This window comes from Nocardia sp. NPDC052566, from assembly GCF_044547285.1.
Taxonomy (GTDB): domain Bacteria; phylum Actinomycetota; class Actinomycetes; order Mycobacteriales; family Mycobacteriaceae; genus Nocardia.
In genome coordinates this window covers 483,642-510,097 of sequence record NZ_JBIUAF010000002.1, presented here as the reverse complement: position 1 = coordinate 510,097, position 26,456 = coordinate 483,642, and the positions used below count along the sequence as shown (strand labels likewise).

General features: G+C 68.3%; 24 protein-coding genes. 5 read left to right on the top strand and 19 right to left on the bottom strand.

Features of this window, described 5'->3' with window-relative positions; translation table 11 throughout:
* Positions 1–294 precede the first annotated feature (294 nt).
* The 4 genes from ACIG5A_RS09665 to ACIG5A_RS09650 all read right to left on the bottom strand — a co-directional run bounded on the left by ACIG5A_RS09665 (position 295) and on the right by ACIG5A_RS09650 (position 6,760).
* Positions 295–1,914 carry an MFS transporter gene (locus ACIG5A_RS09665; protein ID WP_397239737.1) on the bottom strand — a complete coding sequence of 540 codons (1,620 nt, stop codon included), beginning with the start codon at positions 1,912–1,914 and terminating at the stop codon, positions 295–297.
* A 63-nt stretch (positions 1,915–1,977) separates the two neighbouring features.
* Positions 1,978–3,411, bottom strand: a complete 1,434-nt coding sequence (locus tag ACIG5A_RS09660) for an aspartate ammonia-lyase (RefSeq protein ID WP_397239736.1) — start codon at positions 3,409–3,411, stop codon at positions 1,978–1,980.
* A gap of 41 nt (positions 3,412–3,452) precedes the next feature.
* Positions 3,453–5,261, bottom strand: a complete 1,809-nt coding sequence (locus ACIG5A_RS09655) for a tetratricopeptide repeat protein (protein WP_397239735.1) — start codon at positions 5,259–5,261, stop codon at positions 3,453–3,455.
* A gap of 2 nt (positions 5,262–5,263) precedes the next feature.
* Positions 5,264–6,760 carry an amino acid permease gene (locus ACIG5A_RS09650; protein WP_397239734.1) on the bottom strand — a complete coding sequence of 499 codons (1,497 nt, stop codon included), beginning with the start codon at positions 6,758–6,760 and terminating at the stop codon, positions 5,264–5,266.
* A 134-nt stretch (positions 6,761–6,894) separates the two neighbouring features.
* Here ACIG5A_RS09650 and ACIG5A_RS09645 point away from each other — a divergent pair, with 134 nt between their 5' ends.
* The 4 genes from ACIG5A_RS09645 (at position 6,895) to ACIG5A_RS09630 (ending at position 12,583) form a co-directional block, all read left to right on the top strand.
* A complete protein-coding gene (locus ACIG5A_RS09645; RefSeq protein ID WP_397239733.1) occupies positions 6,895–7,638 on the top strand; it encodes a MerR family transcriptional regulator in 744 nt (247 codons plus the stop codon).
* A gap of 120 nt (positions 7,639–7,758) precedes the next feature.
* A complete protein-coding gene (locus ACIG5A_RS09640) occupies positions 7,759–8,073 on the top strand; it encodes a hypothetical protein (protein ID WP_397239732.1) in 315 nt (104 codons plus the stop codon).
* 9 nt (positions 8,074–8,082) lie between these two features.
* On the top strand, positions 8,083–10,989 hold the full coding sequence (locus tag ACIG5A_RS09635; protein WP_397239731.1) for a hypothetical protein: 2,907 nt from the start codon (positions 8,083–8,085) through the stop codon (positions 10,987–10,989).
* 523 nt (positions 10,990–11,512) lie between these two features.
* On the top strand, positions 11,513–12,583 hold the full coding sequence (locus ACIG5A_RS09630; protein ID WP_397239730.1) for a hypothetical protein: 1,071 nt from the start codon (positions 11,513–11,515) through the stop codon (positions 12,581–12,583).
* A 157-nt stretch (positions 12,584–12,740) separates the two neighbouring features.
* Here ACIG5A_RS09630 and ACIG5A_RS09625 read toward each other — a convergent pair whose 3' ends face one another.
* The 4 genes from ACIG5A_RS09625 to eccB are packed head-to-tail and all read right to left on the bottom strand — an operon-like array spanning position 12,741 to position 16,111.
* On the bottom strand, positions 12,741–13,097 hold the full coding sequence (locus ACIG5A_RS09625; RefSeq protein ID WP_397239729.1) for a YbaB/EbfC family nucleoid-associated protein: 357 nt from the start codon (positions 13,095–13,097) through the stop codon (positions 12,741–12,743).
* Positions 13,098–13,133: 36 nt separating this feature from the next.
* Positions 13,134–13,598 (bottom strand): YbaB/EbfC family DNA-binding protein, encoded by a 465-nt coding sequence (locus ACIG5A_RS09620; protein WP_397239728.1) that lies wholly within the window; start codon positions 13,596–13,598, stop codon positions 13,134–13,136.
* Entirely contained in the window at positions 13,595–14,683 is a 1,089-nt protein-coding gene (locus ACIG5A_RS09615) for a hypothetical protein (protein WP_397239727.1), read from the bottom strand. Before ACIG5A_RS09615 ends, ACIG5A_RS09620 begins: the two co-directional genes overlap by 4 nt.
* A gap of 24 nt (positions 14,684–14,707) precedes the next feature.
* Positions 14,708–16,111, bottom strand: coding sequence for a type VII secretion protein EccB (eccB, locus tag ACIG5A_RS09610; RefSeq protein ID WP_397239726.1), 1,404 nt, complete (start codon positions 16,109–16,111; stop codon positions 14,708–14,710).
* 81 nt (positions 16,112–16,192) lie between these two features.
* Here eccB and eccE point away from each other — a divergent pair, with 81 nt between their 5' ends.
* The gene (gene eccE, locus ACIG5A_RS09605; RefSeq protein WP_397239725.1) at positions 16,193–17,917 is read left to right on the top strand and encodes a type VII secretion protein EccE; all 1,725 of its coding nucleotides are present in this window, start codon (positions 16,193–16,195) and stop codon (positions 17,915–17,917) included.
* Between the two features lie 50 nt (positions 17,918–17,967).
* Here the strand turns inward: eccE and ACIG5A_RS09600 are convergent, their stop codons facing one another.
* The 11 genes from ACIG5A_RS09600 to ACIG5A_RS09550 all read right to left on the bottom strand — a co-directional run bounded on the left by ACIG5A_RS09600 (position 17,968) and on the right by ACIG5A_RS09550 (position 26,431).
* Entirely contained in the window at positions 17,968–18,261 is a 294-nt protein-coding gene (locus ACIG5A_RS09600) for a hypothetical protein (RefSeq protein WP_397239724.1), read from the bottom strand.
* A 40-nt stretch (positions 18,262–18,301) separates the two neighbouring features.
* A complete protein-coding gene (locus ACIG5A_RS09595) occupies positions 18,302–18,613 on the bottom strand; it encodes a WXG100 family type VII secretion target (RefSeq protein WP_397239723.1) in 312 nt (103 codons plus the stop codon).
* A gap of 71 nt (positions 18,614–18,684) precedes the next feature.
* Positions 18,685–19,470, bottom strand: coding sequence for an ESX secretion-associated protein EspG (locus tag ACIG5A_RS09590; protein WP_397239722.1), 786 nt, complete (start codon positions 19,468–19,470; stop codon positions 18,685–18,687).
* 85 nt (positions 19,471–19,555) lie between these two features.
* On the bottom strand, positions 19,556–20,605 hold the full coding sequence (locus ACIG5A_RS09585) for a PPE domain-containing protein (RefSeq protein ID WP_397239721.1): 1,050 nt from the start codon (positions 20,603–20,605) through the stop codon (positions 19,556–19,558).
* 4 nt (positions 20,606–20,609) lie between these two features.
* Positions 20,610–20,915, bottom strand: coding sequence for a PE domain-containing protein (locus ACIG5A_RS09580; RefSeq protein WP_397239720.1), 306 nt, complete (start codon positions 20,913–20,915; stop codon positions 20,610–20,612).
* Positions 20,916–20,929: 14 nt separating this feature from the next.
* On the bottom strand, positions 20,930–22,324 hold the full coding sequence (locus ACIG5A_RS09575) for a hypothetical protein (protein WP_397239719.1): 1,395 nt from the start codon (positions 22,322–22,324) through the stop codon (positions 20,930–20,932).
* A complete protein-coding gene (locus ACIG5A_RS09570) occupies positions 22,321–22,635 on the bottom strand; it encodes a type VII secretion target (protein ID WP_397239718.1) in 315 nt (104 codons plus the stop codon). The genes ACIG5A_RS09575 and ACIG5A_RS09570 overlap by 4 nt, the downstream gene beginning before the upstream one ends.
* A gap of 160 nt (positions 22,636–22,795) precedes the next feature.
* Complete coding sequence (locus ACIG5A_RS09565; RefSeq protein ID WP_397239717.1) at positions 22,796–23,245, bottom strand: hypothetical protein; 450 nt, start codon at positions 23,243–23,245, stop codon at positions 22,796–22,798.
* Positions 23,238–24,023 (bottom strand): ESX secretion-associated protein EspG, encoded by a 786-nt coding sequence (locus tag ACIG5A_RS09560; protein WP_397239716.1) that lies wholly within the window; start codon positions 24,021–24,023, stop codon positions 23,238–23,240. The genes ACIG5A_RS09565 and ACIG5A_RS09560 overlap by 8 nt, the downstream gene beginning before the upstream one ends.
* The gene (locus tag ACIG5A_RS09555) at positions 24,020–25,666 is read right to left on the bottom strand and encodes a hypothetical protein (RefSeq protein WP_397239715.1); all 1,647 of its coding nucleotides are present in this window, start codon (positions 25,664–25,666) and stop codon (positions 24,020–24,022) included. The genes ACIG5A_RS09560 and ACIG5A_RS09555 overlap by 4 nt, the downstream gene beginning before the upstream one ends.
* A gap of 15 nt (positions 25,667–25,681) precedes the next feature.
* Positions 25,682–26,431 (bottom strand): YbaB/EbfC family nucleoid-associated protein, encoded by a 750-nt coding sequence (locus ACIG5A_RS09550; protein WP_397239714.1) that lies wholly within the window; start codon positions 26,429–26,431, stop codon positions 25,682–25,684.
* Positions 26,432–26,456 lie beyond the last annotated feature (25 nt).

Here is a 26,456-nt window from a genome sequence, read left to right as displayed (position 1 = left end):
GGTAAGTCTCCGATCATTATTATGTGCACAATTCCTAATTCGTCAAACCGCAATCAGTGAAATTTCGACGGATTTGGTATCGCACAGTACTCGTGAAGAATCTTTAGAAACTATTGAGGAGTTGTCAGTTTCTTGACATCTCCCGGAATTACCCGCCCACCTGGGCAAACACCACAAAGCAGCGCGGCGAGAACGGTGATTTTGAACATTATTTAACGCAGCATTCACCCATGATCGACGCGTGTTAGAAAAGAGGGTTCCTACCCTCGGCTACCGCGTCCGAGAATTCGCCCGTCAACGCTGATCGTTGCGCGGTGCCGCGTTCGATTTCCGGGCGAGCACGCTGGCGACGAGCATGACGACCACGACGACGGCGACGACCGCGATCGTGGCGAGCAGTCCGTCCCGATAGCCGGAGACGAAGGCGTTGCGGATGGCGACCGACAGCGGCGCACTGAGCCGATCGGCCGCCATGGCGACCGCCCGCACCCCATCGCCGAGCGGATCGCGACCGATGCCCGCGCCGCCCGTGGCCAGCACATCGGCCGGGACGACGAAGCGCGCTTGATAGCCGCGATCGACGAGTCCCCCGACGATCGCGGCTCCGAGCAGGCCGCTGAGCTGCACGAGCATCAGCTGCCCACCCCACGGAATGCCAGTGCGCGACGCCGAATGCACCGCGCTCACCACTTCCAGTGCGATGCCGAGCACGAGAGCACAACCCAGGCTTGTCACCGTCACCATGGCGACCAGCGGGAGCAGATCGCCCGGCTCACCCGCGGTCAGGCCGATGGCGAGCCCGTCCATGATCGCGGTCGAACCGATAATCACCGCGGCCACGACGCATCCCGCGCGCTGTAGTGCCGCACCGGCTTTCGCACCGATCGCGGTGGCGAGGCACGCAGGCAGGAACAGGGCGATGCCAACGACCACCGGAACCCGGCCCCCGAGCACCTGGAGGTACTGGATGACCAGGAACACCATGCCGAACATCGCCAGGATCGCCGTCCCGAGCGCGAGCATGACCAGCCGCACCCGTGGCTCGGCACGCACCAGCCAGTCGTGCGGCAGCGAACCACCGCGCCGAATTCTCGCCGCCACCATCGCGAGAACCGCCCCGATGACCAGCGCGATCACGAATCCCCGAGACGTCCAACCCCACTTGGGCGCCTGGTACAGCGCGAGCGCGAGGAACCCACCGGACAGCGTCATGGCGACAACAGCGGGCCAGTCGACCGGACTCGCCGGATCGGCAGGAACGGAAGGGACGAGCGCGATCACCCCGATCAGCACCACCAGGTTGACGACCGCCACCCCCACCATCACGCGCGGCCAATACACCTGGTTCAGCACGATCGCGGTGATCAGCAGGGTCGCCATCACCCCCGCCGCGGAGCAGCCCGCCCATGCCGTCACAGCCCGCGCCCTGCGGCTGCCTTCGCCGTAGACGAGGACAACCATTGCCAGCGTCGCGGGCAGGACGGCGGCAGAGCCCGCGCCCATGATCGTTCGCCCGATGAGCAAGGCGATCGGGGTCTCCGGAGCCGCCAAATGGATTGCTACGCCGACGAAGTACAGCAGATAGCCGCCGACCATCACCCGCTTGGCGCCGAGCCGGTCGGCGAGCGCACCGCCGACCAGCAGGAACGCGACGTACGCCACCGCGTGTGCCGTCGGAAGCCACAGCGATATCGTCAGGTCGGGCCGGTGCCCCAGCTGCCGCAGCAGGCTCTGTACCGCGATGCTGTGCATCGCGGTGTCCCAGCTGAGCAGGAACGAGGCGCCGCACAGGGTCAGTAGTACAAGGCGACGCCGCCAGTGGCCGAGGCGCATCGGCTCACCGCGGCGCATAGGCTCACCGCGCGTGCTCGCCTTGCCTGCGGCGTGCACGGGTGGGTCCATCTCGAGTGTCATCACGCGCCCTTTGTCCATCCCCGGACATCCGCCCAACCTCAGACATCTGTCCAACCCTGGACATCAAATTACCCGGTCTGGCGTATTGCGGTCACCGATCGGCGGCAATCCCGCCAGCTTGCGAACCGAGAGCAGCTCATCGACCTGGTCCCTGGTCAGCAAGCCTTCGGAAACGACGATGTCGGCGATCGATTCGCCTGTCGCGAGGGCCCTTTCGGCCACCTGCGCACACGCCTTGTAGCCGAGGCGCGGTGCGAGCGCGGTGACCACACCGATCGAGTTGTGCACACCGTCGGCGAGATGCCCGCGATTGGCGGTGATCCCAGCGATGCAGTCGGTGGCCAGCGTGTCGACCGCGGCGCTCAGGTGCGTCAGCGATTTCAGCATGCTGTAGACGATCACCGGTTCGAACGCGTTGAGCTGCAACTGTCCCGCCTCGGCCGCCATGGTGACGGTCAGGTCGTTGCCGACCACCTCGAACGCGACCTGATTGACCAACTCCGGTATCACCGGATTCACCTTGCCCGGCATGATCGACGAACCAGCCTGCACGGCAGGCAGATTGATCTCACGCAGGCCCGCCACCGGACCGGAGGACACCAGGCGTAGATCGTTGCAGATCTTGGACAGCTTCACCGCGACCCGCTTGAGAATGCCCGAAACCTGTACGAAGGCACCGCAATCCTGGGTCGCCTCGATCGGATCCAGTGCCGGAACCACCGGTTCGCCCGACAGCTCGGCCAAGTAGCGGCAAGCCAGCTCGGGATAGTCGGGGTGCCCGTTGATCCCGGTGCCGATGGCGGTGCCGCCCAGATGGCATTCCAGCAGCAGCAGTGCGCCTTCGGCGAGCCTGGCGCGGTCCTCACGCACCATGGTGGCGTAGGCGGCGAACTCCTGGCCGAGGGTCATCGGCACCGCATCCTGCAGCTGGGTGCGTCCCATCTTGATCACGTCGGCGAATTCGGCTGCTTTGCGGTCGAACTCGTCGACAAGGCCGCCGAGTGTCACGCTCAGGAGCCGAATGTGGGTCACCAGGCACAGTTTGATCGCGGTCGGGTAGACGTCGTTGGTGGACTGGCCGAGGTTCACATGGGTCAGCGGATCGAGCTCGGCGTAGGTCCCGCGCTCGAAGCCGAGGATTTCCAGTGCCCGGTTGGCGATCACCTCATTGGCGTTCATATTCGACGAGGTGCCCGCGCCGCCCTGGAGCAGGTCGATCGGAAACTCGTGCAGCAGTTCACCGTCGCGCAGTTCGGCGCAGGCGGCCACGATCGCGTCGGCACGGCGCTCGTCGAGCAGGCCGAGATCCCGATTGGCCTGGCACGCGGCTTGTTTCACGGTGGCCAGCGCGGCGATCAGCGCGGGATAGGTGCTCATCGCGGATCCGGTGACCCGGAAGTTCGCCATCGCCCGTGCGGTGTGCACACCGTAATACGCGGCGGCGGGCACGGCCAGCTCGCCGAGCGAGTCCTTCTCGACGCGCGTTTCGACAGACATCAGAGTCCTCCATAGTTGTTCTTGCTGTTCATCATCGGGATTCACCACCAGGAGCGGACGCGCACGGCGTTGGCCCGGTCGACCACCGCGAACCGGGTCAGCCGGTCCGGCGTCGCGAGGGCGACCTGACGCAGGGCCACTTCGAGTCCGTCGCGCAGACCGCGCTCGGTGTAGGGATGGCCGAAGATCGTGTCGGCACGGGAGTTCGGCTCGCCGCCCTCGCGCAACCAGGTGAGCGCGCTCTGCATGACCATGGCCCGCAGTTCCAGCACGCGCCGTTCGGCGGGCAGCGCCGCGAGCCCGGCCGCCGCCTCGTCCAGCAGTTCCTGGGTGAGCTCGGCGAGCGGCAGTGCGGCGAGCAGTTGACCGAATGTGCGGCGCGCGATGATGTTGTCCGGCACCGCAGTGCGTACCTGACGCACGAGGCCGATCGCCGCCGGCGCGTCGCCGCCGCGCAGGTGCTGTCTGGCCAGTCCGAACGCCGCGGCGACGACGGTGTGATCGGTCTGCCACACCGTGCGGTAGTGGGCGGTGGCGCGCCCGTGCCAGTGCCCGCGCAGCCGTTGATCGGGCACGGTGTCCGCTTGCAGTTCCGCCGTCGCCGCGAGCGCGAGCAGCGGCGCGAGTTCGCCGGGCACCATGGCGCTCACATCGTCGAACCGCACGTACGCTCGTGCGAGCCTGCCGGTGGTCAGCGCCGCGATCCCGTCGTACCAGTCGATCTGCCAGCCCGCATCGTCAGCGCCGCCCAGCGGGATCGGCAGCGCGGCCGCGAGATCGCCCGCCGTGAAATGATCGTCGGTGCCCCAGTCGCCGGATAACGGTCCGAAGACGGCCGAGGCCTGCGGATCGTCGCCACCGCCGTCGCGGGCGCGCACCATCCGCAAGACACCGCCCAGCTGATCGGCCAGCGCCGCCGCCGAGGGGAAACGCCGGGCGGGGTCCGCGGCGGTCGCCCGGTCGACCAGCTTCGCGAAAGCCGGGTGGCGCACCAGGATCGGCGCGTCCTCGGGTAGCGGGTCGGCCGGTCGGCCCGGCAGGGTGAGCGCGGCGAGCGTCCGGCCGACGGTGTAGATATCGGACGCCACCGTCGGCCCGGTCTTCGTCACCTCCGGCGCCTGATATCCGGGGGTGCCGTACAGGCTGCCGCTGGAGTTCAGCGCGGACACCGCGCCGAGATCGATCAGTCGCACCTGCTCCTGATCGAGCATGATGTTCGCCGGTTTGAGGTCGTTGTAGGCGAGTCCGAGCGAGTGGATGTAGCCGAGCGCGGGCAGAATCTCCAGCACATAGGTGATCGCATCGGCGACCGGAAGCGGTTCGGGCGCCTGCTGTTCCAGTACCGCGTCCAGCGACCGGCCGCCGACGTACTCCATGACGATGTAGCCCGCGCCGCCGCCGTCACCGCCGCGATGGGTGACGAAGTTGTAGATCTCGACGATGCTGGGATGGCTGAGCTCGGACAGGAACTGCCGTTCCGCGAGCGCGGTCACATGGGCGTCGAGGTCCTGCGGATTCTGCAGGCCCTTCAGCACCACCCAGCGCCCGCCGACGCGCCGGTCCCTGGCCAGGAACACCCAGCCGACCCCGCCGTAGGCGAGGCAGCCCTTGATCTCGTACTGATCGGCGACCACGTCGCCTTCGCGCAGGGCGGGACAGAAGCTGAACGGTGCGCCGCACTTGCCGCACGTCCCTTTCAGCGAGCCGGGTCCGTACTCATCGCGGCGGCCGACCGGGCACCGGCATTTCCAGCAGAAACGCTTGTCCTCCGGCACTTCCCGGATCTCGAGTACCGGCACGTCCGGTGTGCCCGGCCGTGTCGCTGTCCCGCCCTGCGCGTCGTTCGTCATGGCTAGTTGCCGCGGTGTTCCATCGGTCGCTCGGCCAGCACCGGGAACTGCCCGGTATGCCCGTCGCGCAGCGCGGCGATGACCGAGACGCGCTTGCGGACCAGCAGCCAGCCGCCGCACATCAGCGGCAGCACGACGACACCCATCGCGATGACCGCGCCGCGCTGCAGCGGATCGGGACCGAAGAGCATGACCGCGACGACCCCCGCCAGGAACACCAGCGCCGCGATGCTCGTGTACGGCGCGCCGATCAGGCGGAACGCGGGCCGCTCGACCAGGCCTTGGCGTGCCCAGTGCCACAGCTTCAGCTGGCACATCAGGATGGCGGCCCAGGCGGCGATGGTGCCGAGCGCGGACATGTTCAGCACGATCTCGAAGGCCTGCTCAGGGACGGCCGCGTTGAGACCGACACCGGCGAGGGCGACCACGGCGGTGGCGAGGATACCGACGTAGGGCACGCCGTTCTTGGACATGCGCGCCGCGATGGCGGGCGCGCTGCCGTTCACCGACATCGAGCGCAGGATGCGCCCGGTCGAGTACAGGCCCGCGTTGAGGCTGGAGAATGCCGCGGTGAGCACGATCAGGTTCATCACCGTACCGGCGCCGTCGACACCGAGCTTGGCGAAGAAGGTCACGAACGGGCTGGTGCCCTTCTGGAAGGCGTTGTAGGGCAACAGGAGGGCGAGCAGCACCAGCGAGCCCACGTAGAACAGGGCGATGCGGGCGATCACGGAATTGATCGCACGGGGCATGATCTTCTCCGGATGCTCCGCCTCACCGGCGGCGGTGCCGACGAGTTCCACCGCAGCATAGGCGAAGACGACACCGGTAATGGTGATCACCAGCGGCAGCACACCGTTCGGGAAGAGGCCGCCACTGTTGGTGATGACGCTCGGCCCGGTCTCGAAACCCTGAATGGTGAAACGGCCCGCCAGGAACACCATGCCGATGACCAGGAAGCCGACCAGCGCGACCACCTTGATCAACGCCGCCCAGAACTCCATCTCACCGAACCATTTCACCGACACCATATTGATCAATACCACGATCACGAGCGCGACGAGCGCGATCGTCCACTGCGGGATAACCTTGGTCGCGCCCCAATAGTGCACATAGGTGGCGATCGCCGTGATGTCGACGATGCCGGTCATACACCAGTGGAAGAAGTACATCCAGCCGACGCCGAAAGCCAGTTTCTCCCCGTAGAACTCACGCGCGTAGGAGACGAACGACCCGGACGACGGACGATGTAACACCAGCTCGCCGAGTGCGCGCAGGATGAAGAAGACGAAGACGCCGCAGACCGCGTAGACGATGAACAGGCCGGCGCCGGCGTCCTTCAACCTGCCGCCCGCACCCAGGAAAAGACCGGTGCCGATAGCGCCGCCGATGGCGATCATCTGCAGCTGACGCGGACGCAACGCCTTGTGATAGCCGGCGTCCTCATCTTCCGGTCCTTCCTGCGTCATCGAAATGTCATGTGGCCTAACGGTTGTCATGATTCGGCCTTTCTTGTCCATCAATCATGCCAGTGTTCGATGGAACATACCGTCATGTGATGGCGCATACAAGAGCCGATGATGGGCTATTGATGTCCGATGGACGCGTTGTTCACCTGTGGTTTCCTGGAGGCATGGCGATGGAGGCGGAGTTGACGATCAGCGATCTGGCTGAACGGTCGGGGATGACGGTGCGGACACTGCGCGACTACAACGAGCGCGGCCTGCTGCCTCCGCCGAAGATGAAGGGACGCACCGGCTTCTACAGCGAAGAGCACCTCAACCGGGTCCGGATCGTCGAGCGGCTGCTCGAGCGCGGCATCACCCTGAACGGGGTGCGCGGGCTGCTGGAGGCCTGGGACCGCGGCGAGGATCTCGCCGACGTGCTCGGCGTCGCCGCGGCGCCCGCCCCGCGGGCTCAGGACACCCCATCGGACGGACTCGTCACCGCCGCCGACCTCGCCGACCGGTTCGGCGGCGCGCCGGACGGGCTGGCCAGGGCGGTGGCGGCCGGGCTGTACGAACCGGTCGACCCGGCGACCTACCGAGCGGCCGAGCCCGCCCTCATCGAGGTCTTCGAGCAGCTGCTCGACGCCGGGATGAGCACCGATCGCGCGCTCGACGAGGTCGATCAGCTACGCGCCGACTGCGATCACATCGCGCGACAGTTCACCGACATCTTCGTGCGCACGGCGGTGCGCGAGTTCCGGCGCTCCGATCGGGGCGCACGGGATGTGGAAGTGCTTACGGCGCAGCTGAACTCGGCGCGTACCCGGCCCGGCGCGATCACCGCGACCGTGGTCGGCCGATTCGTCGAACGCTATATCGGCTCGGTGGTTACCAGAGAGCTCCCCGACGCGTTTCCCGCCGCGACATGAGCCGTTCACCTTGCGCCGAATCTCTGGCCGGTACTGCGGGATTGTGGTACCTACTGTGGAACCGCTTGCAGGCGTAGGCATTTCGCCGAACCCGAGCGCGACGAAGGTGAGGCGAGCACGTTGGCGGAAACAATCATCATCGATCCCGCGAATGTGCGCGCCGGCGCCACGGAATTGCTCACGGCGAAGGCGGCATTCGACACCGCGATCACCACCCTGTCGGAAAGCGTCGGCTCATACGGTGCGGAAACGTGGGGAAGGGATTCCTACGGCAAGGAGTTCGCCGACGGCGAGAAAGGCTACCGCAGTTCCCGCGGCAACCTGCTGCGCGGCGGCCGGGAAATGGTGGGCACCGTCGAAGATTTCGGCGACGGACTGCTTCAGGCCGCGCACTCCGCCGATGCCGCCGATCTCGGCAGTTCCCGTGCGTTCTGACGGCCGCCGATGTCTCTGCACTGGCCGGAGGAACTGCGCTTCCTGACCTACGTGGTCGGCCAGGTGTGGCCCGACGGCGACGAGGACCGTATGTTCGCCATGGCCCAAGCCTGGCTGACCGCCGCCGAGGACCTGGAGCAGCAGGTGCTTCCGGTGATCCGCTCGGCGCAGGACCGTGCGCTGAGCGGCTACGAATCCGGCGCGGGCCGCGCGCGGATCGCCTCGGCGCTGCACCAGCTCCAGACGGGCGACCATTCGGTGGAACGGCTGGTCGAGGATTTCCGGCAGGTCGGCGGCTCCACCCGCAACGCGGCGACCACGCTCGAAGCCACCAAGCTGATGACCATCTTCGCGACCACGATGCTGGCCGCGCAGATCGCGGGCGCATGGCTCTGGCCGCCGACCGCGCCCGCCGTCGAGGCCGCGGCGATCGGCGCCACCCGCGCCACGCTCTACCGGGTGAGCAATCGCGCGCTCGCCGCGCTCGGCGACATCCCGCACGTCGGTGAATACCTGGTGAAGACGCTCAGGTACCTACCTCGGCTCACCGACGAACCGGGACGCATCGCCGGGCTGGTCGCGAAATACCCGACGGCGCTCACCTCGAAGGCGGCACCCGGGCTCTTCCGCACATTCCTCGACGCCGGATTCCGCGCGACCACCGCGCGCACGCTCGCCGAACTCCCCGCCGACACCGTGCAATTCCTCATCTCGAAGGCGGTGAACAACCTCATCTGGGCCGGCGGGCTCGATGCCACGATCCAGGGCATCCAGATCTCGAAGGGCCACCGCGACTCCTTCGACGCCACCCAGTTCGGGATGTCGGTCGCCGCGTCGACCGGCGGCTGGTACGCGGGCGCGCTCGTCGCGACCAACCTCAGCAAGTACGGCGCCCGGTTCTTGACCAGCAGGGGCAAGGACCCGACGGCGGGGGTATGGGGCGCCGGGCTCGGCATGCTGTCCGGCACGGTGCCGACGGTCGTCTCCACCCTGGTCGGCGGCGGCATCGCCATGGGGTTCACCGGTACCTTCAATCCGACCATCGGTCTCATCGGCGCGGTGGCGAGCAACTCGCTGATCGGTACGCCACGCGGATATATCGGCATGCGTGGGCAGGAACCAGAGGCGACCAGGGCCGGTGGTGCGGCACAGCACAATTCGGTACGTGCGGACGCCGACGCCCCGGCTACCAGCCAACCGCTCGAGTCGTCCAGCGAACTGATCTCGGAAATCCGGGCACGCGACGATCAGCGGCACCAGGCGGCGCGCGCCCAGGACCGTGCGGCGGTCCGCGAGGCCGACCGCACACCGGACAGCGGACCGGTCAACCGTCGCGCGAACCGCGACGCGCACGTCAGCGAACAGCGCAGCCAGATCAAGGAACTCGCCGATGCGCGGCGGGCGGTGCTCGACGCGGAACTCGCGAACGTGCGGGCACGCGATCGCGCGGCGGCAGCACCCGACGATCCGGCCGCACTGGATGGGGTTGCCCAGACCCGGCAACGGCTCAACGAGGCCATCGATGCGGACACGGCGACCCGGGCACATATCCAAAGTCGACTGGAGGCGGTCGACCGCCAAATCGACGTGCCCGCAACCACACCACCACCGCGACCGCCCCCGGATCTCGACAAACCATTGCCACCACTACCGCACCCCGATGCCGACAACTCGGCGAATTCCGGAGCGGCACGGCGCAGTTCGGTCGACGAGAACGCCAAGGGCAGCCCGGCCAACAGCAAGGCGAACATCGGCGACGACCACAACTCCGCGAATTCCGAAGCAGGGCCTCACAGTTCGGCCGAAGACGGTGGGGCGAGCGCTTCGGTCCGTGGCCAAGTGGACAGCGACGGCACGAACTCTGCCGGGCACCTCGGCGGCGGCAACTCGACGGGGAGCCAACGGCCGAACTCGAGTGCGCGGGGCGAGGAATCCGAGATCGGTCCGGCATCACCCAGCGGATCCGGGCACGAACGCAGGCCTTCGAACGGTGACGCGGCCGATAATGTGGCCTCGCACAACGGCAATGAACACGGTCCCGGTCCCGCATCGCACGCCGAGGATCCGACGGTGACAACGCTGCGGAGCAGGCTGGCGGCGGCCGACGTGCGCATCGCCGCGCTGCGGGACACGGATATACAGGTCGACAGGGCATACAAGCGCGCGGTCGGGCGGGGGCTCAACGATCTCGTCGAGCAACGCGGCACGCATCGGGACACCCTGGCCGAAACCAAGACAGCGAGGGCGGCGACGAAGAGCGACCTCGACCAGGCGCGCGCCGATCATGACAACGCTTCCCCCGAACAACAATCCGCCATGCGGCAACGGATCACCGAGCTCGAGAGCACGCTGAAGACACAGGACCGCGCGATCGAGGACCAGACCGCGCGGCTGGCCGTCCTCGACCGGCAGCTCACCAGGAACGGCGCCGATCTCGACGCGGCGATCGGTCGCCGTAACACCGCGATGGCCGATGTGCGCAGGGCGATGACCGAACTCGAGGACGCCGGGCGCGCGGCAGCGGCGGCGAGCGCCGCACACCCAGGCCGACTCGCAACAACTCACCCGTTCGCCCACGAGGAGCAACTACAGCGCGAGGTCGATCAGCGCCGCACCGAGATCGAGCTCTCGCGAACCGACCACGATGAGCTCGAGCGGGCATCCGGTGCGGCCGAGCGCCGTCTGGAGCGCCAGCTCGCCGACTTCGAGACCAGCATCCGCACCGAACGAACGATGCTGGACGGCGGCTACATGAGCGGAAAACCGAAATCCAGGAAACTCCCACTCGCCCACGGCATGCCGGACCCGTTCACCGCCCTGCTACCGCCCGCCTACGACTTCTGGCTGTCAGGGGGAACACATGAGCAACGAGCACCCGAACCCGAAAAGCCCCATGGACCAAATGATCCCGGCTAACCCGACCCCGAAGAACCCTGCGACCCCGACGACGCCAGAAGAACCTGACCTCACCAGCCCCGACCTGGCTTTCACCCTGACCACCGAATTCGGCGCCGGCACGACCCTGTCGACACCATTCACGCCCCCGTCGGCCATGACCACCGAACCCACCGCGTCTACAGACCCGGCCGACTCGACTATTCCCGCACCACCGGCAGCAGTCGCCCACGGCACCACCGATGTGCACCGGTCCACGAACGAACCCGCGATCGCCACCCCGATACCTACCGCTACGAGCATGACCACTGCCCCCGGATCCGCCACGGCACCAACGGCATCCACACCTGTCCCCGTACTCGCGCCCCGGACGGCAGCTGCTTCGGCTATGCCTGCCGCACTCGAACCCGCCACGGCGCCACTGGCATCCGAACCCACCTCCGCTGCCGCGCCCCTGGCAGCGAGCGAGGACCACGCGGCCGACGATCACGCGGCCGAGGGATATGCGGTCGAAGGTTCTGTATCTGAGGACGATGCCGTTGAAATGCGGTGGTCCGCAAGCAAGCTCGTCACTGCCATTACTGATCTGCTGTTGCCTGCGGGACCGCCGGGGTGGGAGCAGTTGCGGGTGGGCTTTTCGGTGACGGTGGGGGCGGTGTCGGGGGATGCGGTGTTTGTGGTCGATAGCGAGGCTGTCGGCATCGAGGTGCCGATGGAGGCGGTGGAGCTGGTTCAGGCGTTGCGGATGGTGACGGTGCGGGCGGGTGCGCGGGCTTGGTGGCAGGTCACGCTGGTGTGTGGTCGGACCGGTTCGGCCAGTTGCGAATTCGGGTACGGCGATGATCCGTTTCCGGTCGACCGGCTGCTCCCTACCGCGGCGTATCGAGCGGATCTCGAGGAGTTTCCGCGCGAGCGGCTGCCGGTGTGGCTGGCTGGGCGGTTGCGTGTCGACGATGGTGCGCAGCACATGCCGCAGGTGCTGAACCGGGCCCGGCTCGAGCGAGCGCCCGCGACCTCGGTCCGGTTTCTCGCGGCACAGACGGTGTGGGCGCGGTGGGCGACGGTGGCGGCCGCGGCGGTGGCGGTAGGCACCGGGTGGGGGCCTCGGATCGTCGGGGCCACCGCGGTTTTCGAGGGGACCAACGGCAGCGGGTCGACGCTGCACCTGCTCCCCCGTGGGCGGGCGGTGCTGTCCGGCGGTGTGTGGAATGCGCCCGAACTGGACGCGGCGTACAACGACGGCGCGCAGGTCCCGGAGTACTACGCGGGTGTCCCGGACTGGCTCGACGGCTCGGTGCTGAACCACCGCGCGTTCACGGCGGAGCTGTCGTTCTGCTATTGGTGGGACGGCACGGGCTGGTCGAGCGGGCAGTCACCGGCCCCGACCACCATCGGCGCGGCGATCCCCGGCCTGTGGACACCGCCGACGGCGGTCGACATCATGTGTGGTGTGCTCGGCCCCACAGCCTCCCGTTCCGCGCTCGAGGATCTGGTCACTGCCGCCGAATCCGGTTCGGTGACAACCGATCTAGCTGCCGCGGCCTTCACAACGAACGAGGACACCGACATACCCGGCGCATGGTCCCAACTGGCGCTGGCCGGTCTCACCCGCTGACCCCGACTCCCCCGCGGGGCATCGCATCCAGAGATGCCTGATCCGTCGAGCGCAGTCGAATGGCCCCCAATCGCGGCGTGTCGAAGGGCCATTTGACTGTGCTCGGCGGATGAGCCAGCCGGTCAGGCGACGGCGCAGGTGACTATCTCCCCGCACATCAGCGCAGGTGCTCGCGGAGCGAACCGATCGCGCCGAGCATGCTGCCCAGATCAGGTGCCTCGGTCTGATCGATCGCGATGGGCGCCATCAATTCCTGTGTCTTTTCCGCGATTTCGCGTACGGCCTGTTGTGATGCCTCGGTGACGGCGGCCGCGATCTCGTCGTAGCTCAGGTCGCGCACGCCCGCGCCGAAGGTGATGTCGATGGCGATGCCGTCGGCGTTCACCGTCACGCGGACGCGGCGGCGTTGCGCCCAGCCGGTGGCGACGAGCTGTGCGCATTCGGCCTGGATCTGCGCCACCTGCGCCATCTTCGCCTGGAATTCGACTACGGCACTGGCGAATTCGTCATCCATCGGAGCTGTTCCTTCCGTGCGCGGCCGGTGCGTTGTTCAACGGTCCATGATTCGGTTGCTGCCGCCGCGCGGCTTGCCCGCGGCGCGCTCCGCGGGTGGTTCCAGTGATGCCCTGGTCGGTTCGGGCAGTTGGGCGCGCAGAGCGGCGAGTTCCTCGGGTAGGTCCTGCGCCGCAGGCATGCCGAACCGCATGGCCGCGAGCGGCCCCAGCAGTTCCTTCTTCTTCCGCTCGACCTCCGCGGCCGCCGCCTGCGCGGCCTGCACGGTGGCGCGGGCGATCTGCCCGTAGCCGAGTTCGTCGATGCCCTCGGCGTACACCGTCCGGACGATGGAGCCGGAGGCGTTGACCACCACGGTGATACGGCCGTATTCCACCGTCGCCGACGCGGTCAACGCATCACGGCCGGCGCGCATCTCGGCCAACGTATCGAGCGCGCCGGCGACGGCGTCGATCAGATCGGCGGCTTCGCCCGCCGCGCGCTGGTTCTCCGGCCGGATCATGCCTGCCTCGCCTCCGCCATCGCGTCCGCCAACCCTTCCGATTCCACGCGCAATCCCGCGTAGCGCTCCAAGTAGGCGGCTACCTCCGCCGGGTCATGCTGATTTTCCGCATCCGGCAGCAACACCAGGAAACGGAAGGGATTCGGTTCCTCGTCGCCGACCAGGGCGACAAGTTGCCCGCCGCGCATCCGCAGCACCAGCAGCGGGTTGTCCCCCTCCGCCACGTCGGCGAAGCCCGCCTTGACCGCCCACTCCAGATCGCTGATGGCCATGTCCACCCAGCCGATCGGCACACTCGACCCGATCGACGGCCAGGTCTGCGGATCCACCGGCACCAGTGCGGGTTCCGGCCACGGCCTGCGCCGATCGAGCTCGGCGACCAGGCGCCCCAGGAAGTCCAGGATCTGCTCCTCGGTGAACCCGCCGGCGAGTTCGACCGCGAGCTCGGGCACCGCTCCCGCCGAAACCACCTGTGCCAGCGCCGGATAGAACTCCTCCACCGGCGCGACGTAGCTGATCCGGTCGATCAGATCCGTCGCCGCGTCGGCGACGATCTCCGCACCGTTCAAATCATCCACGTGCACCATCGACGCGCACAGCTGGACCACCAGCTCCGGCTCGGCGAAATCGCCGTCGAACTCCGCTGTCGCACTGCCCATCTCGGCATCGAGTTCGGGCAGATCGATGGTAAGGCCGTCCAGCGGGAACAGCCGATCGATGGCAGGGGCGGCGCCGTCGGGATAGACGTCACCGGTATCGGGCCGATACCGCAGATACAGATCGACCTCGGCACCGCTGAGACCCGGCCGGTTGTCATCGCCCGGCACGCCTTCGACGTACCCGACCTCCCAGTCGAGCACCGCCGCGATCTGGTCCGCCGAAAGCAGCCCGTCCGGCATCGGCTCGTCGGCGGAAACGAATCCGGCATCGGCCGCGGCGACGCTCACCAGGGTCACCCCCAATTCCGCTGGGGCGGTCAGACAGTGGCCCGCATCGTCGACCGCGTCCGGCCCGACGACCACGCAGGCGCCGCCGACCGCGACCACCAGCGCACCATCGGCGTAGTTGCCCACAATCCGTGGCATCAGCACTCCTTATCTTTCGTACCGCTATCGCCCGGTGGCGACGATGTCTCGGGCGATCAAGGCCGACTGCCGGTCGAGCATCGGCCCACCCGGCAACTGACCGACGATCTGCCACGGCGCCGATTTCGGCTTGGTCAGCCCGAGCACGGCGGCCGTCGCCACGTCCGGAATACCGAACCGGACCCCGGTGTCGGTGACGTAGAACAGCGCATCGCGACGGGTGCTGTCCGGCTCTATCCCGGTCACCTGAATGAATTCACCGGTGGCGGCCGGAAGGTAGGCGGCGCTCGCGCCCTTGCTCGCCACGAACGTCATCGGCGCGATCCCGTCGGCCAGCGGCAGACTGCCGCCGAGCAGCACCCGCAGGCGCGCGACCGGATCACCGTCCCCGCGCGACCACGAAAGACATGCCACCGGATCGGTATCGGCGGAGACGACGGTCAGATCGCTGCTCGGAAACTGGTGCACCGGCAAGCTGTCGACCACCGGGATACCGCGGATCGCATCCGGCGAGAGCTTCGGAATCGCGGTGAGCCCCATCGAATTCGAGGTGCGCAGCACCCGCGCGGTGAACTCCGAGATCTGCTGCACGCCGTCGGCGAGCACCACGTACACGGTCGGGCCGTCGACGCCCTGGACTCTGATCACCGAGCCGACGGGGAACTCGCCACCGCGCACCGCGCTCGGTGCACCCGCCCCCGGAATCATCGGCACCGCGAGATCGGGCACGGCCACACTGGCATTGAGCAGGCCCGTCCCGATCGGTCGCGGGCGCAGGGCCCGCAGCTGCGGCAGCGCCGATACGATCGCCTCGTTGCTCTTGTCCACCCGCGCGTGCTTGCCGTCGTAGATCAGGTAGGTCACACCGTCATTGGTGACGAGCACTGCCTCACCCGGCGCCGCCGCGCGCACCTGCGCGCCGAGCCGCGGCGCACCGGCCAGCACCGTGCTGCGCAGCCCTGCGGTCGCGTCCTCGCACAGCGTCCACTCCGAGCGGGCGCTGTCGGCCGGGCCGGGCAGCGCCGCCGGTGCGCCGGGAATGCCGAGCAGCGGCCCGCGCGGCAGCGACGACAACTTCCCGTCCTTGACCGAGGTCGGCGATTCGCCGCTGCCGGTGATGAGCCGCGCCGACGCGAGATTGAGTGCGGGATGCAGTGTTCCGTCCACCACCGCGTACAGTGCGCCACTGCCGGAACCCATCACGATCTTGGCATCGCCGACCTGCCCCTGCGGCCGCAGAAACGACAATATCGCGCAGCCTGCGGTGAACAATACCGCGAGCACGATACCGGTGATCAGCGACCGGAATTGGATACGCATGGGATCGTGCAACATTCGCACATCGCGCCGCACCATCGCATGCCCGTATCGCTGCAGCAGAAATCGATATCCATTCACCTGCGCGCGGGTAGTCAACTGGGCAGGCACCACAACTCCTTACGCAATTTCGGCTGGCATGTGAGACGCTAACGCACAATGCAGGGTTTGTGCCGAACGGAGACGGGCCGAGTGAATACCGAACAAATTCCCGGAAATACGCAATCGGATCCGGATGTCATTCCGGCACCAGGACCACGGCGGCGCACGGTATTCGACGTGCTGCCGCTGACCACCGTTTTGCCGTGCGCCGCGGCAGGCACCGCGGCCGCTACCTCGGCAATCGCGCTCGACGCACCGCCGTGGGCCGTGGCAGGCGCGGGTTTCGCCGTTTCCGTCCTCGGCGCGGCCCGGGTGCGGAAGACGAACATCTGGCGAATTCTGACGATGCGCGCCGCGCTGTGGTTGCGCAATCGCGGTGAGGGTGCCGCCCCGTCGCACACCGACCCGTTCGATGTGCCGGTGCCGGAATCCGGTGGCGACCACTGCGGAATGCGCTGGGACGGCGGCCATCTCATCACCATGCTCGCGCTCGATCGGGCGGCGGTGACGCCGACCCTGCTCGGCGCCGCCGACATACACTCCAACTCCGTTGTCTCCCTTGCCGATGTGGCGCGCTGCGTCGCCCAGTTCGACATCAGGCTCGCGTCCGTGGACGTGCTCGCCCTCGGGGGCCGCACCCACGGCCCGCACAATGTGGCGGACCTGTATCGGAAGCTGCTCGGCCCGCTGCCCGCCGCGGCGTCGCGCTCGGTCTGGCTGGTGCTGCGCTTCGATCCGCTGGACAACGCGGGCGCCATCGAGAATCGGGGCGGCGGCCAGGAGGGCATGATCCGGACCGCGCTGGTCGCCACCCGCCGCGTCGCGAGCCGTCTCACCACCCGTGGGGTTCGCGCCGCGGTACTGACCGCCCAGGAGCTGGCCGCGGCGGAGGCGGCCGCGTTGCACGACACCGAGGTGGCGCAGTGGTCCGAGAGCTGGCATGTGCTGCGCAACAACAGCATCGAGCTGGCCGGCTATGTGATTCCACCGGCCCGGCTCGACTCGGGTGTGCTGTCGGCGGTCTGGACGCTGCCGGGGAGGTCCGTGCTCACCCGGCTGCGGCTGACGCCGGAACCGAAGACCCACCGCGGTACCACCGTGACCATGACCGCACTGGTCCGGCACGACACCACCGGAACGGACACCGAATCCGGCTCGGCCGCCGAGGATCTCGGGCTGCGCGCGCTGCCGGGCGACCAGCGGCGATTGCTGCTCGACGGTGGACACCTCGATGCGTCCGCCGCGCTGAGCGGTCCGCCGGCGGCGATGGCCCGGTTCACCGTGCCGGTCGGCGGGTGCGGTCAGGTGATCGGCGCGACCGAAGACGGGTCGGGCGTGGCGGTTCCGCTGTTCGGGCCCTCGGTCCGGCGGGTGGAGATCGTCGGCTCGCTGCGGCTCACCCAGCTGATGGTGCTGCGCTCGGTGGCGGTCGGCGCCAAGGTGATCGTGCACAGCGTCCGGCCCGAGGCATGGGAACATCTGGTCGGCGAGGTCGGCGCCCTTGCGGCGCTCGCGGTGTCGTCGGCGGGTGGCTCGCATCATGCGGCCGCCGCCACGATGATCGTCTACGACGGCGTCACCGCCACCGGGCAGGTGTCGGAGGCCACCGCCGTCTATGTCCGCGCGCCGGAAGAAGCCCAGGCCGCGGCATGCGATGCCGACGTGGTGCTGATCGAATCCGCCGACACCCCTGGCCGAGTGGTGCTGCGCACCACCGGCGATGACCTGGCCGTCCGGCTGGTGTCCATCCCCGAGGAGTTCGAATATCTCGGCGCCACCGCGACAGAGACGCGGGCGCTGGTTCCGACGGCATGAGAAAGGGGCCCGTCGCCATCGCGGCGGGCCCCTTTCCCGGTTTCAGCTGTCTACCAGACGAAGTCGTCGGCGACGTTCTGGTCGGTGGCCTGTGCCTTGGCCAGCGCGTCCCGGACATTGCTGATGCCGTGGCCGAGGACGCCGAGCAGCTCGTCCATATCGGTCATCAGGGTGTTGTGCTTCTGCTGGAAGGCCGCGGAAGCCCCCGCGTCGCCGCTCTGCCACCCCTGGCTCAGCAGCTTCTTCGCCGCCTCTTCGGCGGTGGTCTTTTCCGCGGTGATATTACCTCTGTAGCGTTCCAGGTCGTCGATCAGCGCGTTGATTGTCGTGGGGTTGTACAGCATGGTCGTCGGATCCCGTTCTCGGTGGTGGTATTCGGTGTGATCAGAGGTAGTTGGTGTTCAGCGAGGTGAATCCGGACATGCTCTCGTCCTCGGCCGATGCGACTTTCTTCTCACCGGTGTTCAGTGCATCGGAAACCAGGCCCAGATCCTTGTTCACCGCCAGAATTTTTTTCTGAAGTTCGTCGGCGAACCGATTGAATGCGGCGTTCGCGTCGCCTTCCCAGCCACTCTTCGCGGCTTGCACCGCGTCGCCCAGCTTGTCGACGGTCTTGTCGATAGGAGGAATCGTCGCGGCGTATTCGTTCGCGTATTTCTGGAATGTAGGGAAATCAAGGTGGAGTGCACCGGCCATGAGATGTCCTCTCGAGGGAATGGATCTGTGAAACTGCCGGAGCGATCGCTCCGGACGATCGGAAATCGGTGTTACGGCATCCAGCGGCCCTGCGGCAGCGCCTCGATCTGGGCGGCGATCACCTGGGCGAGCCTGCGGTCGCTGCCGGGGCCGAGGGTGGTCCACGCCCGTCCGTCGGCGGCGATACTGCCGCCGCCGATGATGCGGCCCGCCGGTGTGTCGTACACGGCGGCGGTGGCGGGCGAACGCGCGGCGGCACCGTCGGCGTGCGCGTAACAGACCAGCTCGGCGAGCGAAGTCCATTGTCGCAGTGCGAGTCCCAGCGAGATCGCCTCAGCCTCCGGCATACCGAGCTGATAGACGGCGTTCGTCGCGCTGCTGCCCGCCTCGTCGAGTCGCTCGCGTAACTCGTCGGTGGGGGCGCGAAAGGCCGGGATATCCGCGGGTTGCGCCGGTCCGAGCGCGTCGAGCAGCGGGCGGGCCAGCAGCTCCGGATCCTCGTCACCCCACACGGGCCGGATGTCGAGTTCGTCACCGAGACGGACCGCGACGGCATGGTCGAGCCCGCGCCGGACCAGGCACACACGGTGTAGTTCCGCGCCGCGCCGGATCCGCAGCACCAGTTCGCGTTCCGGACGGGCGAGCGCGAACAGCGCGGTGGCGAGTTCGTCGTCGCGGACGTCCCCTTCGTGGTCGAGCACACCGCGGTCGCGTAGGGCCGCCACCGCGGCCTCGCGAGCCACGGCCGCGTCCGCGTGGTCGGCATGGCGGGACCGCAGCGCGAGCACCGCGGGGAGGGTCTGCACGCCCAACGCTTCGGCGACGGCGAGCGCACCATCGGTGGTCAACGACACCATTGCTCCTCCGTACCCGAGTCCTGTTTCGAACTCGCGGATGAGGTGCGCCACCACAGGGGTTCGGCACAGCCGCCGCTGGTGCGCATCATGACGACACCTCCTGCGGAGCGGACTCCACGCGCCTGCCGTGCGCCGTGCCGCCCGGCACCTCAGGGGCTGCACCCAATACCGCTGGCGCGGTAGCGAATCCCGCGTCGACAATGATCCGTTCGGTGATGTCGCCCGGATCGGCGGCACCGGCGCGCGCTCCGGTCTGCGGCACAGGCGAGGTGGCCCGCGCCGCGGCGGGCGGCACGACCGGCGGTGGCGCCGTGACCGTCTGGGCCGTGGTGACGGGCATCGTCCCCGGCGCGGACACCGGTCCGATGATCGCCCCCGGCTGCGGTAGCGGGGTGAGCACCAGCGACTCGACGCCGACCGGCACCGTCGGTGGCGGGGCCACGTGCAGTGCGGACAGATCGACCGTCATCGCGGGTGCGTGCACGACCTCGGCCGGTACTGACGTCGGTGCGAGCTGCTCCGGCGTGGCGGGTGAATTGCCATGGCCCCGAGCCTTTTCGGCGAGCAGGTTGGTGCCCGCCGATACCGCGGGCGCCAGCGCCTGCTCCCACGGCACCGCCAGCTTCTCCCCGGCCGCCTCATAGGAGCGCATCACCTGGGCGGCTTGCTCGCGCAGCGAATCGACCTGGCGTTCGGCCAGATCGAGCAGCCCGGCCAGCGGCGCGCCGAGCAGGCTGCCGCGCAGCATGTCCTCTGCCGAACGCACGGCCGCGCCCAGCTCAGCGACGGGCGGCATACCGAGCTTCGCCAGCTCGTATGACGCCGCCTGCTGCGCGGCGGTCGCGGCGTTGCCGGTCGCCGCGGCGGTGATGACGTCGAACCAGGTCGACAATCCGGCCAGCTGTGCCAGGCCGTCCTCGCTGGAATCCGATCCCCAGGCGCCGCCGACGACCGAGAGGATGGCGCGAAATTCCGTGCCTGCCTCGCCGAGTCCGGCGGCGAATTCGGCGTAGGCCAACCCGGTGTCGGCCATCGGGGCCGCACCGGGACCGGTGGTCAGCTCGTGCGCCAACTGCTCGGCGGGCACGGCCGCCCAGTTCGTGCCGGTGAACCCGGCCTGCGGTGGCTCGACCATCGCGCTACATCAGCGGCTTGAACGAGTCGACCACATCGCCGTCGGCCACGGCGGTCAGGTCGGCGTGCGCGCGCAGGTTGGCGGCGATCTTGCGCAGTTCGCCGACCCCGCTGCGGTACGAATCCTGGAACGATCCGCCGACCGCGCCGATGGTCTGCGCGGTCTGCCGCGATACGGGGTCCAGCGCCGCCGCGACCGGGCTGAGCGCGTCGCCACGCCGATGCATCGCGCCCTCCAGACCGTCGGCCAAGGTGTCGAGGCGGCCCGCCGCCAGGCGGGCGAGTTCACCGTCGAATGCGATCTGACTCATCGAAATCTCCTCTGCTACAAGCTGTATGGGTTATCTGCCGGGCTCGGCGGCGCCGCGCCGATGACCGGAGCGGCGATCTCGGCGGCAGGGCCACCGACGAGCTCGTCGACATGGCGGGCATCGACCATCGCGTCCACGGTCCCGTCGACCGGTCTCGACCGCTCACTCGCGGCGGCGAGCCCACCCATGCCGGGCGCGAGAGGCGGCAGCATCTCGCCCGCGAATCTGGTGGTGGTCACCGTGGTCGGACCCGATGACGTGCCCGGCATGGTGGCGCCGACGGTCTCCGCCTGCCAGCCACCCAGCGGCGACGCCGCACTGGCCACCGGAGCGATACCGACCGTTGGCACGCCCGGGATGCTCGCCACACCACCGGTCGGGGTCGGGGTCGGGATCGGCACCGGCGCAACAGCTTCCGTCTCCGGCCTGACCGTCTTCGGCACCGCGACGTCATGGCCGGCCTGGCGCGCCGCCGTGATGAGCGGCTGCACGAGCTGCACCAATTGCTGGATGACCTGGTTGGTCGAGTCGGTGGAACTCGTCACGGCGGCGGACTTGGATCTCGGCTTCAGCCCGCCCGGGGTCTGCACCGAGCCAGGGGCCGGTCGGCCCACCTGCACATTCTTGGCCAGTGCCTGCGGTGACTTGCCCAGGGCGCCGAGCTTCGGAGCAGTCGGCTTGCGCACCTGCACCGGCGTCCCCGCCTTGCTCATCTGGGCGGACTGCCCGGCCAGCTGCGCCTTGGTGTGCGCGGTGATCGCGATCGCCTCGGTGCCCGCTTCGACCGCCGTGGCCAGCATGGCGGCCTGCCCGGCCGGGGTCACCAGGGTCGGTCCGAGCGCGGCCGTGGTCAGCGCGAATTTGGTTGCCACCGCGGCCATTTGCAGATATCCGGTGGCCACCGTTCCGGCGGCGCCCGCGGTGATCGCGTTCATGTTCGCCGCCTGCCCCGCGACCGCGGTCGAGCTGCCGACTGTCTCCACCGCGGCCGAGGTGGCGGCCCGGCTGCCCGCGCTCTGCATCGACTGCAACAGCTGAATACCCGCCGTCGCCAATTGCAGTGCGGTACCGATGGATTGCGTGACCTGCCGCAGCACGGTCTTCGGATCGAGCGAGCCGTTGGCGCCGAGATCGCCGTTCCCGAAACCGCTGAACAGGTCGGTGACCGGCTTCATCAGTGCCAGTGGATCGATCGTCGGCAACGGCGGCAGGCCGGGTAGCGGCGGCAGTGCAGGCAGCTGCGGCAGCGACGGCAGTCCTATCTGCGCGAGCACCTGCTCGGTGGACCGGTCGAGAAGGGGTGCGACCGGCGTCTCGCGGATCGCGTCGAGCACGGTCGGCGGCAGTGGCGCTCCAGCAGACTGTGGCGGCGCGAGAGACAGTGGCGCCGCGAGGTTCTGGGCCGTCATGCCGACGTGGGTGGAACGAAGGACTCCGCACTGGTCTGGTCGGTCAGCTCATAGGACCGGGCGGCCGCGCGCGCGGTATGGGCGGTCCCGGCGTAGTTGGCCACCAGTTCACCCACCGCGGTGAAGTGATTGGCCTGCGCGTAGGCGAAACTGAGCAGGAAGTCCTGCCCGATCAGTCCGAATACCGGGACGGCGGCGGAAACGACCGCGGCCTGATCGACAGCGCCCGCGACGGCGACCGTCGCGGCCATGCCCTCGGAAATATCGGCATAGTGACGGAAGGTCTGCGGCTGCACACTGACAACATTCATCGCGGTACTCTCCTGGGCTGATCCGTGAACTCGATACCTGAGCGGTTCATCCGGAAATCTAACGAGCACATGCCCTTTCGCAATCTCAGCGCGGGGCGCAGGTCCTACTGTTCACCTTGCGGTCGGTTGTTCACCTAATCGTTGAAGTCCGCGAATTCGGTCACCATCTGCCGCCGTCCTGCTCGAGCCAGCTGCGCGGCTCGTATTCGTGCTCGGCCTCGTCGGCGAGTTCGGACCGCTCGAGCGCCTGCTTCGTAGGCAGACCGAGGAGGTTCAGCGCGTCCTCACCGACGCCGAGACCGGTCAGGTATTCGCGACGGCGCAGTCCCGCCCGGTCGGCGGCGAGGCGGCACAGCCGCAGGATCTCGTCGGCGAGTTCGCGCGGATCGCAGCGCAATTGGTCCGGCGTGACACGGACCGCGGTCGGCAGTCCGGAATCCGTTGCGGTGACCACGATCGCGCCGCCGCGTACGGACGCTTCGCCGGTCGTACAGGTTTCGAAGGCCGTCGATCCGGGTGGGTCCGGCTCGACGACCGCTTCGGGATCGGCGCCTTCGTACACCGGGTTGTCGTGTACGGCCGACCGGAACGTTCGGGATTGTTCAGGCACGGCGCTCGTCCTCCAGGGTCTGCAACACGGTGGTGATGTGGGCGGCGATCATGGTCGCCAGCCGGGGCCGGTCGACGGCCGTTGCGACGAGTCCGGCCGTTTCGGTGACGGCGTAGCGGCCGTCGTCCACCAGATCACGCCACTCGATGCAATGGCGGGTGATGCCGCGCGGTCCGAAGATCGAACTGCCCAAACGTATTTCGATGACACCGAGGAACTCGGCCCGCATCGCGAGCCATTCCGCGCTGCGCCGGTCGACATCGGAATAGCTTTCCTGCACCTTCGACCGGCCGTAGTAGTAGTCGGCACCCTCCTCGCCCGGCGCGGTCACCAGCGGCGTATCGGGCAGCCGCCCCGCGGCGCGGTCAGGCAACGCACCGGCGATCGCACCGGCGAGCCGATCGGCATGACCCGCCGTGATCACGTAACCGCCACTGTGCCAAACACTTTCGCCGGGCATCTGGCCGATCAGCGTCGCCGCCGCACCCTGCCGCGCACCGAGTACACGCACCAGGCCGTCGGGGCGGTCCTGACGCCGTGGATCGAAGCCCTTGGCCGACACCAGGACATCGGCGTGAGCGACCCGCGTGAGCGCGGCGCGCAGGCCGCCCTCGTCCTCATCGGCCATGCCCGCCCTGGCCTCGGCACGCAACCGCGCCCACTCCTCGGCATTCTCGCCGCGGTACAGCGCGAAAAGCGGAGCGGGCAACCGATCCTGAAACATGCTGTCCCACAGGTCGATCAGCTGCACATCGGTGAGCCGCCAGGTGCGGCTCACCGGTCGAGCACCGGCCGGATGCCGCGCCCGTGCTCGCCGAGCGCCTCGTCGAGGTGGTCGGTGGAATTCAGGTATTCCGAACGCTTCTTGTCCCGCTCCTCGTTCGGATTCGGGCGGCCGGGTGCGCCGCCGTAGGGCGCACCGGGTAGCCCACCGGCCGGTCCGGCCCGGCCGATCACCCGCGCTTCCGCGGGCACGACGGCGCGCGGGAACAACTGGTTCGTCGAAGCGCCGAGGGCAACGGGCGCGCGGCCGACCACGCCCTTGCTGCCGATTCCGCTGCCGCCCTTGATGGTCGGAGTTCCGGTGTTCGCGCCGACCGGCGGCACCGTGCTCGCGAGAACTCCTGGGTTCTTCGACGGGTCGGAGGACAGGCTGCCGGGTGGTTTGTTCAACGCCGCCAGCGGATTCGGGCCGATGCCCTCGAGCGGCTTCGGCGTTTTCCCCGGGGTGGTGGTCGGCGGTTTCGTTCCCGGGTCGCCGGTATGCGGCGGCTTGGCTCCGCCCGATCCGCCGCCGCCGGTGCCGCCGCCTTCGCCGCCGCCACCCTCGCCGCCACCCTCGCCGTCACCGCCGTCGCCGGGTGGCTTCTCACCGGAATCGCCGTCCGATTCATCGTCTTTCGGCGGCACCGGCTCGGTCATCGGTGTCCCGGCCGGATTGTCGCCGACGTCCACGCCGGGGGTTGTCACCGGATCCGGCGTCGGCAGCGTCACGATACGGGCGGTCGTCTGCGTGTAGTTGTCGGAGTAGTAGAGCTGGAAGTTCTCCTGATACCGGATCAGGTTCACCTCGTTCGCCATGTTCTGGGAAATGCTGTCCCCCGGTGGCGGCTGCGGTGTCGGCGGCATCGCGTTCTGCTTGGTCTGCTGCAACCAGCCCGAGGTGTAGACCAGCGTGTCGCCCAGGAGCTTCATATCGCCGGTGAGCTGCTTGGAAGCAGTGGTGTAATCGTTCGTCGCCGCGATGGCCGTCTGCGCGCCGATGCCCTGCCACCGATCCGAGGTCGACGCGATCGTCGTGCGCAGCGTGGTGAAACCGGTCTCCAGGGTCGAGGAGAGCCAGTACCAGACTCCCCCCGCGTCGGCGACCGCCTGTGGGTTCATCGAATTGCAGATGATGTACAACATTTCCCAGCCCAGCTGGCGGCCCATCTCGGGGCCGAATCCGTACGAATCGTATTTCGTCCCCGCGCCGGGTTTACGCGGGCTGCTGGGGACGACGCCCTTCGGCGGTGCACCGCTGGGCGGTGTGCCGGACGGGGTGAAGGAGATGTTCTCGAAGCTCGCGGCCGACTCGTCCTCGGTGCGGGCATACCGCTTACCCGCGGTGACGAAGGTGTTGCCCATGTCGACCAAGATCTCGCGGTGCCGGTCGATACGCTGGCGCAACTCGGTACCGAACTTCAGGTTGAACACCGTCCAGAGCAGCCTGCCCGACACCGAAGCGGCGATCTCCGGACTGGCCGCCGCGGTGTTCTGATTCATCCAGTTCTGCACGCCGACAACGACTTCGAGCATGCTCTCGACATGCTCGGCGCACTGTTCCGCCGTGCCGGGCTCGAGTTTCAGATGCCCGTCCTTCGACGAGGCGAGCAGGCTCGCCCAGAGCGTGCCCTCGGAAACTTCCGGTTCAGGTGCCATGTGTTCTCTCTCCGTTCACCGCAGTTGGTCGCGAAGACGCTCGATGCCTGCCAGTACGGCATCCGGTCCGGGGAAGGGTGGCCGGTCGTCCTCGACGGTCGGCGCGTAGAGGTCGGCGACCTTACGTGCGACCGCCGCCACCGCCGCGCGGGACGATGCGGCGATGGCGTCGGCGATCTCCGCATAGTCGAGATCGGCGATGGCGCCGGAGAATTGGAGGTCGATCAGCACGCCGTCGGAATTCACCGTGACACTCACCCTGCGCCCCGCGGCGGATGCGGTGGCGAAGAGCCGGGCCCTGCGCTCTTGCCGGACGGTGAGGTCGGCCCCGTCGCCGATATCGGCGACGGGTTCACGCTCGGCGGGCGGGGTCAGCAGCGCCGGAGGCGGCGTCGGTATCGACTCCTCGTCGGGCAACCAGTCCACCAGATCCGACAGCTTCGGCAGTCGCAGCAGCGCCGACCGCTGGGGCGAAAGGATCTCGTCGGCTTTGCTTTTCACCTCGGCGGCCGCCCGCTGCGCGGCCTGGACGACGCCGCGGGCGATCTGGTGATAGCCGAGATCCTCGATGCCGTCCTCGAAATACACCTCCGTCACGGCACCGGACACGTCCGCCACCACGACGATCCGCTCCCGCTCGGCGGTCACCGACGCGGTCACCGCCTGGTGCAGGCGCTTGGCTTCGGCGAACCCGGTGATGAGCCGGTGCACGTCGTCGATCACCTGGGCCACTTCACTTTTCAGCCGATCATTCGGACCGTGCACGATGCCTCCCCTCACATGGCAGCTC

What these genes read in the sequence shown, in the direction of transcription:
- ACIG5A_RS09660 (WP_397239736.1), bottom strand. Translation starts at nt 3,411, where the DNA reads ATGTCTGTCGAAACGCGCGTCGAGAAGGACTCGCTCGGCGAGCTGGCC.
- ACIG5A_RS09620 (WP_397239728.1), bottom strand. Translation starts at nt 13,598, where the DNA reads ATGATCCGGCCGGAGAACCAGCGCGCGGCGGGCGAAGCCGCCGATCTG.
- ACIG5A_RS09595 (WP_397239723.1), bottom strand. Translation starts at nt 18,613, where the DNA reads ATGGCCGGTGCACTCCACCTTGATTTCCCTACATTCCAGAAATACGCG.
- ACIG5A_RS09635 (WP_397239731.1), top strand. Translation starts at nt 8,083, where the DNA reads ATGTCTCTGCACTGGCCGGAGGAACTGCGCTTCCTGACCTACGTGGTC.
- ACIG5A_RS09665 (WP_397239737.1), bottom strand. Translation starts at nt 1,914, where the DNA reads ATGACACTCGAGATGGACCCACCCGTGCACGCCGCAGGCAAGGCGAGC.
- ACIG5A_RS09630 (WP_397239730.1), top strand. Translation starts at nt 11,513, where the DNA reads ATGCGGTGGTCCGCAAGCAAGCTCGTCACTGCCATTACTGATCTGCTG.
- ACIG5A_RS09570 (WP_397239718.1), bottom strand. Translation starts at nt 22,635, where the DNA reads ATGAATGTTGTCAGTGTGCAGCCGCAGACCTTCCGTCACTATGCCGAT.
- ACIG5A_RS09585 (WP_397239721.1), bottom strand. Translation starts at nt 20,605, where the DNA reads ATGGTCGAGCCACCGCAGGCCGGGTTCACCGGCACGAACTGGGCGGCC.
- ACIG5A_RS09590 (WP_397239722.1), bottom strand. Translation starts at nt 19,470, where the DNA reads ATGGTGTCGTTGACCACCGATGGTGCGCTCGCCGTCGCCGAAGCGTTG.
- ACIG5A_RS09625 (WP_397239729.1), bottom strand. Translation starts at nt 13,097, where the DNA reads ATGGATGACGAATTCGCCAGTGCCGTAGTCGAATTCCAGGCGAAGATG.
- ACIG5A_RS09645 (WP_397239733.1), top strand. Translation starts at nt 6,895, where the DNA reads ATGGCGATGGAGGCGGAGTTGACGATCAGCGATCTGGCTGAACGGTCG.
- ACIG5A_RS09600 (WP_397239724.1), bottom strand. Translation starts at nt 18,261, where the DNA reads ATGCTGTACAACCCCACGACAATCAACGCGCTGATCGACGACCTGGAA.
- ACIG5A_RS09555 (WP_397239715.1), bottom strand. Translation starts at nt 25,666, where the DNA reads ATGGCACCTGAACCGGAAGTTTCCGAGGGCACGCTCTGGGCGAGCCTG.
- ACIG5A_RS09650 (WP_397239734.1), bottom strand. Translation starts at nt 6,760, where the DNA reads ATGACAACCGTTAGGCCACATGACATTTCGATGACGCAGGAAGGACCG.
- ACIG5A_RS09655 (WP_397239735.1), bottom strand. Translation starts at nt 5,261, where the DNA reads ATGACGAACGACGCGCAGGGCGGGACAGCGACACGGCCGGGCACACCG.
- ACIG5A_RS09615 (WP_397239727.1), bottom strand. Translation starts at nt 14,683, where the DNA reads ATGCCACGGATTGTGGGCAACTACGCCGATGGTGCGCTGGTGGTCGCG.
- ACIG5A_RS09575 (WP_397239719.1), bottom strand. Translation starts at nt 22,324, where the DNA reads ATGACGGCCCAGAACCTCGCGGCGCCACTGTCTCTCGCGCCGCCACAG.
- ACIG5A_RS09580 (WP_397239720.1), bottom strand. Translation starts at nt 20,915, where the DNA reads ATGAGTCAGATCGCATTCGACGGTGAACTCGCCCGCCTGGCGGCGGGC.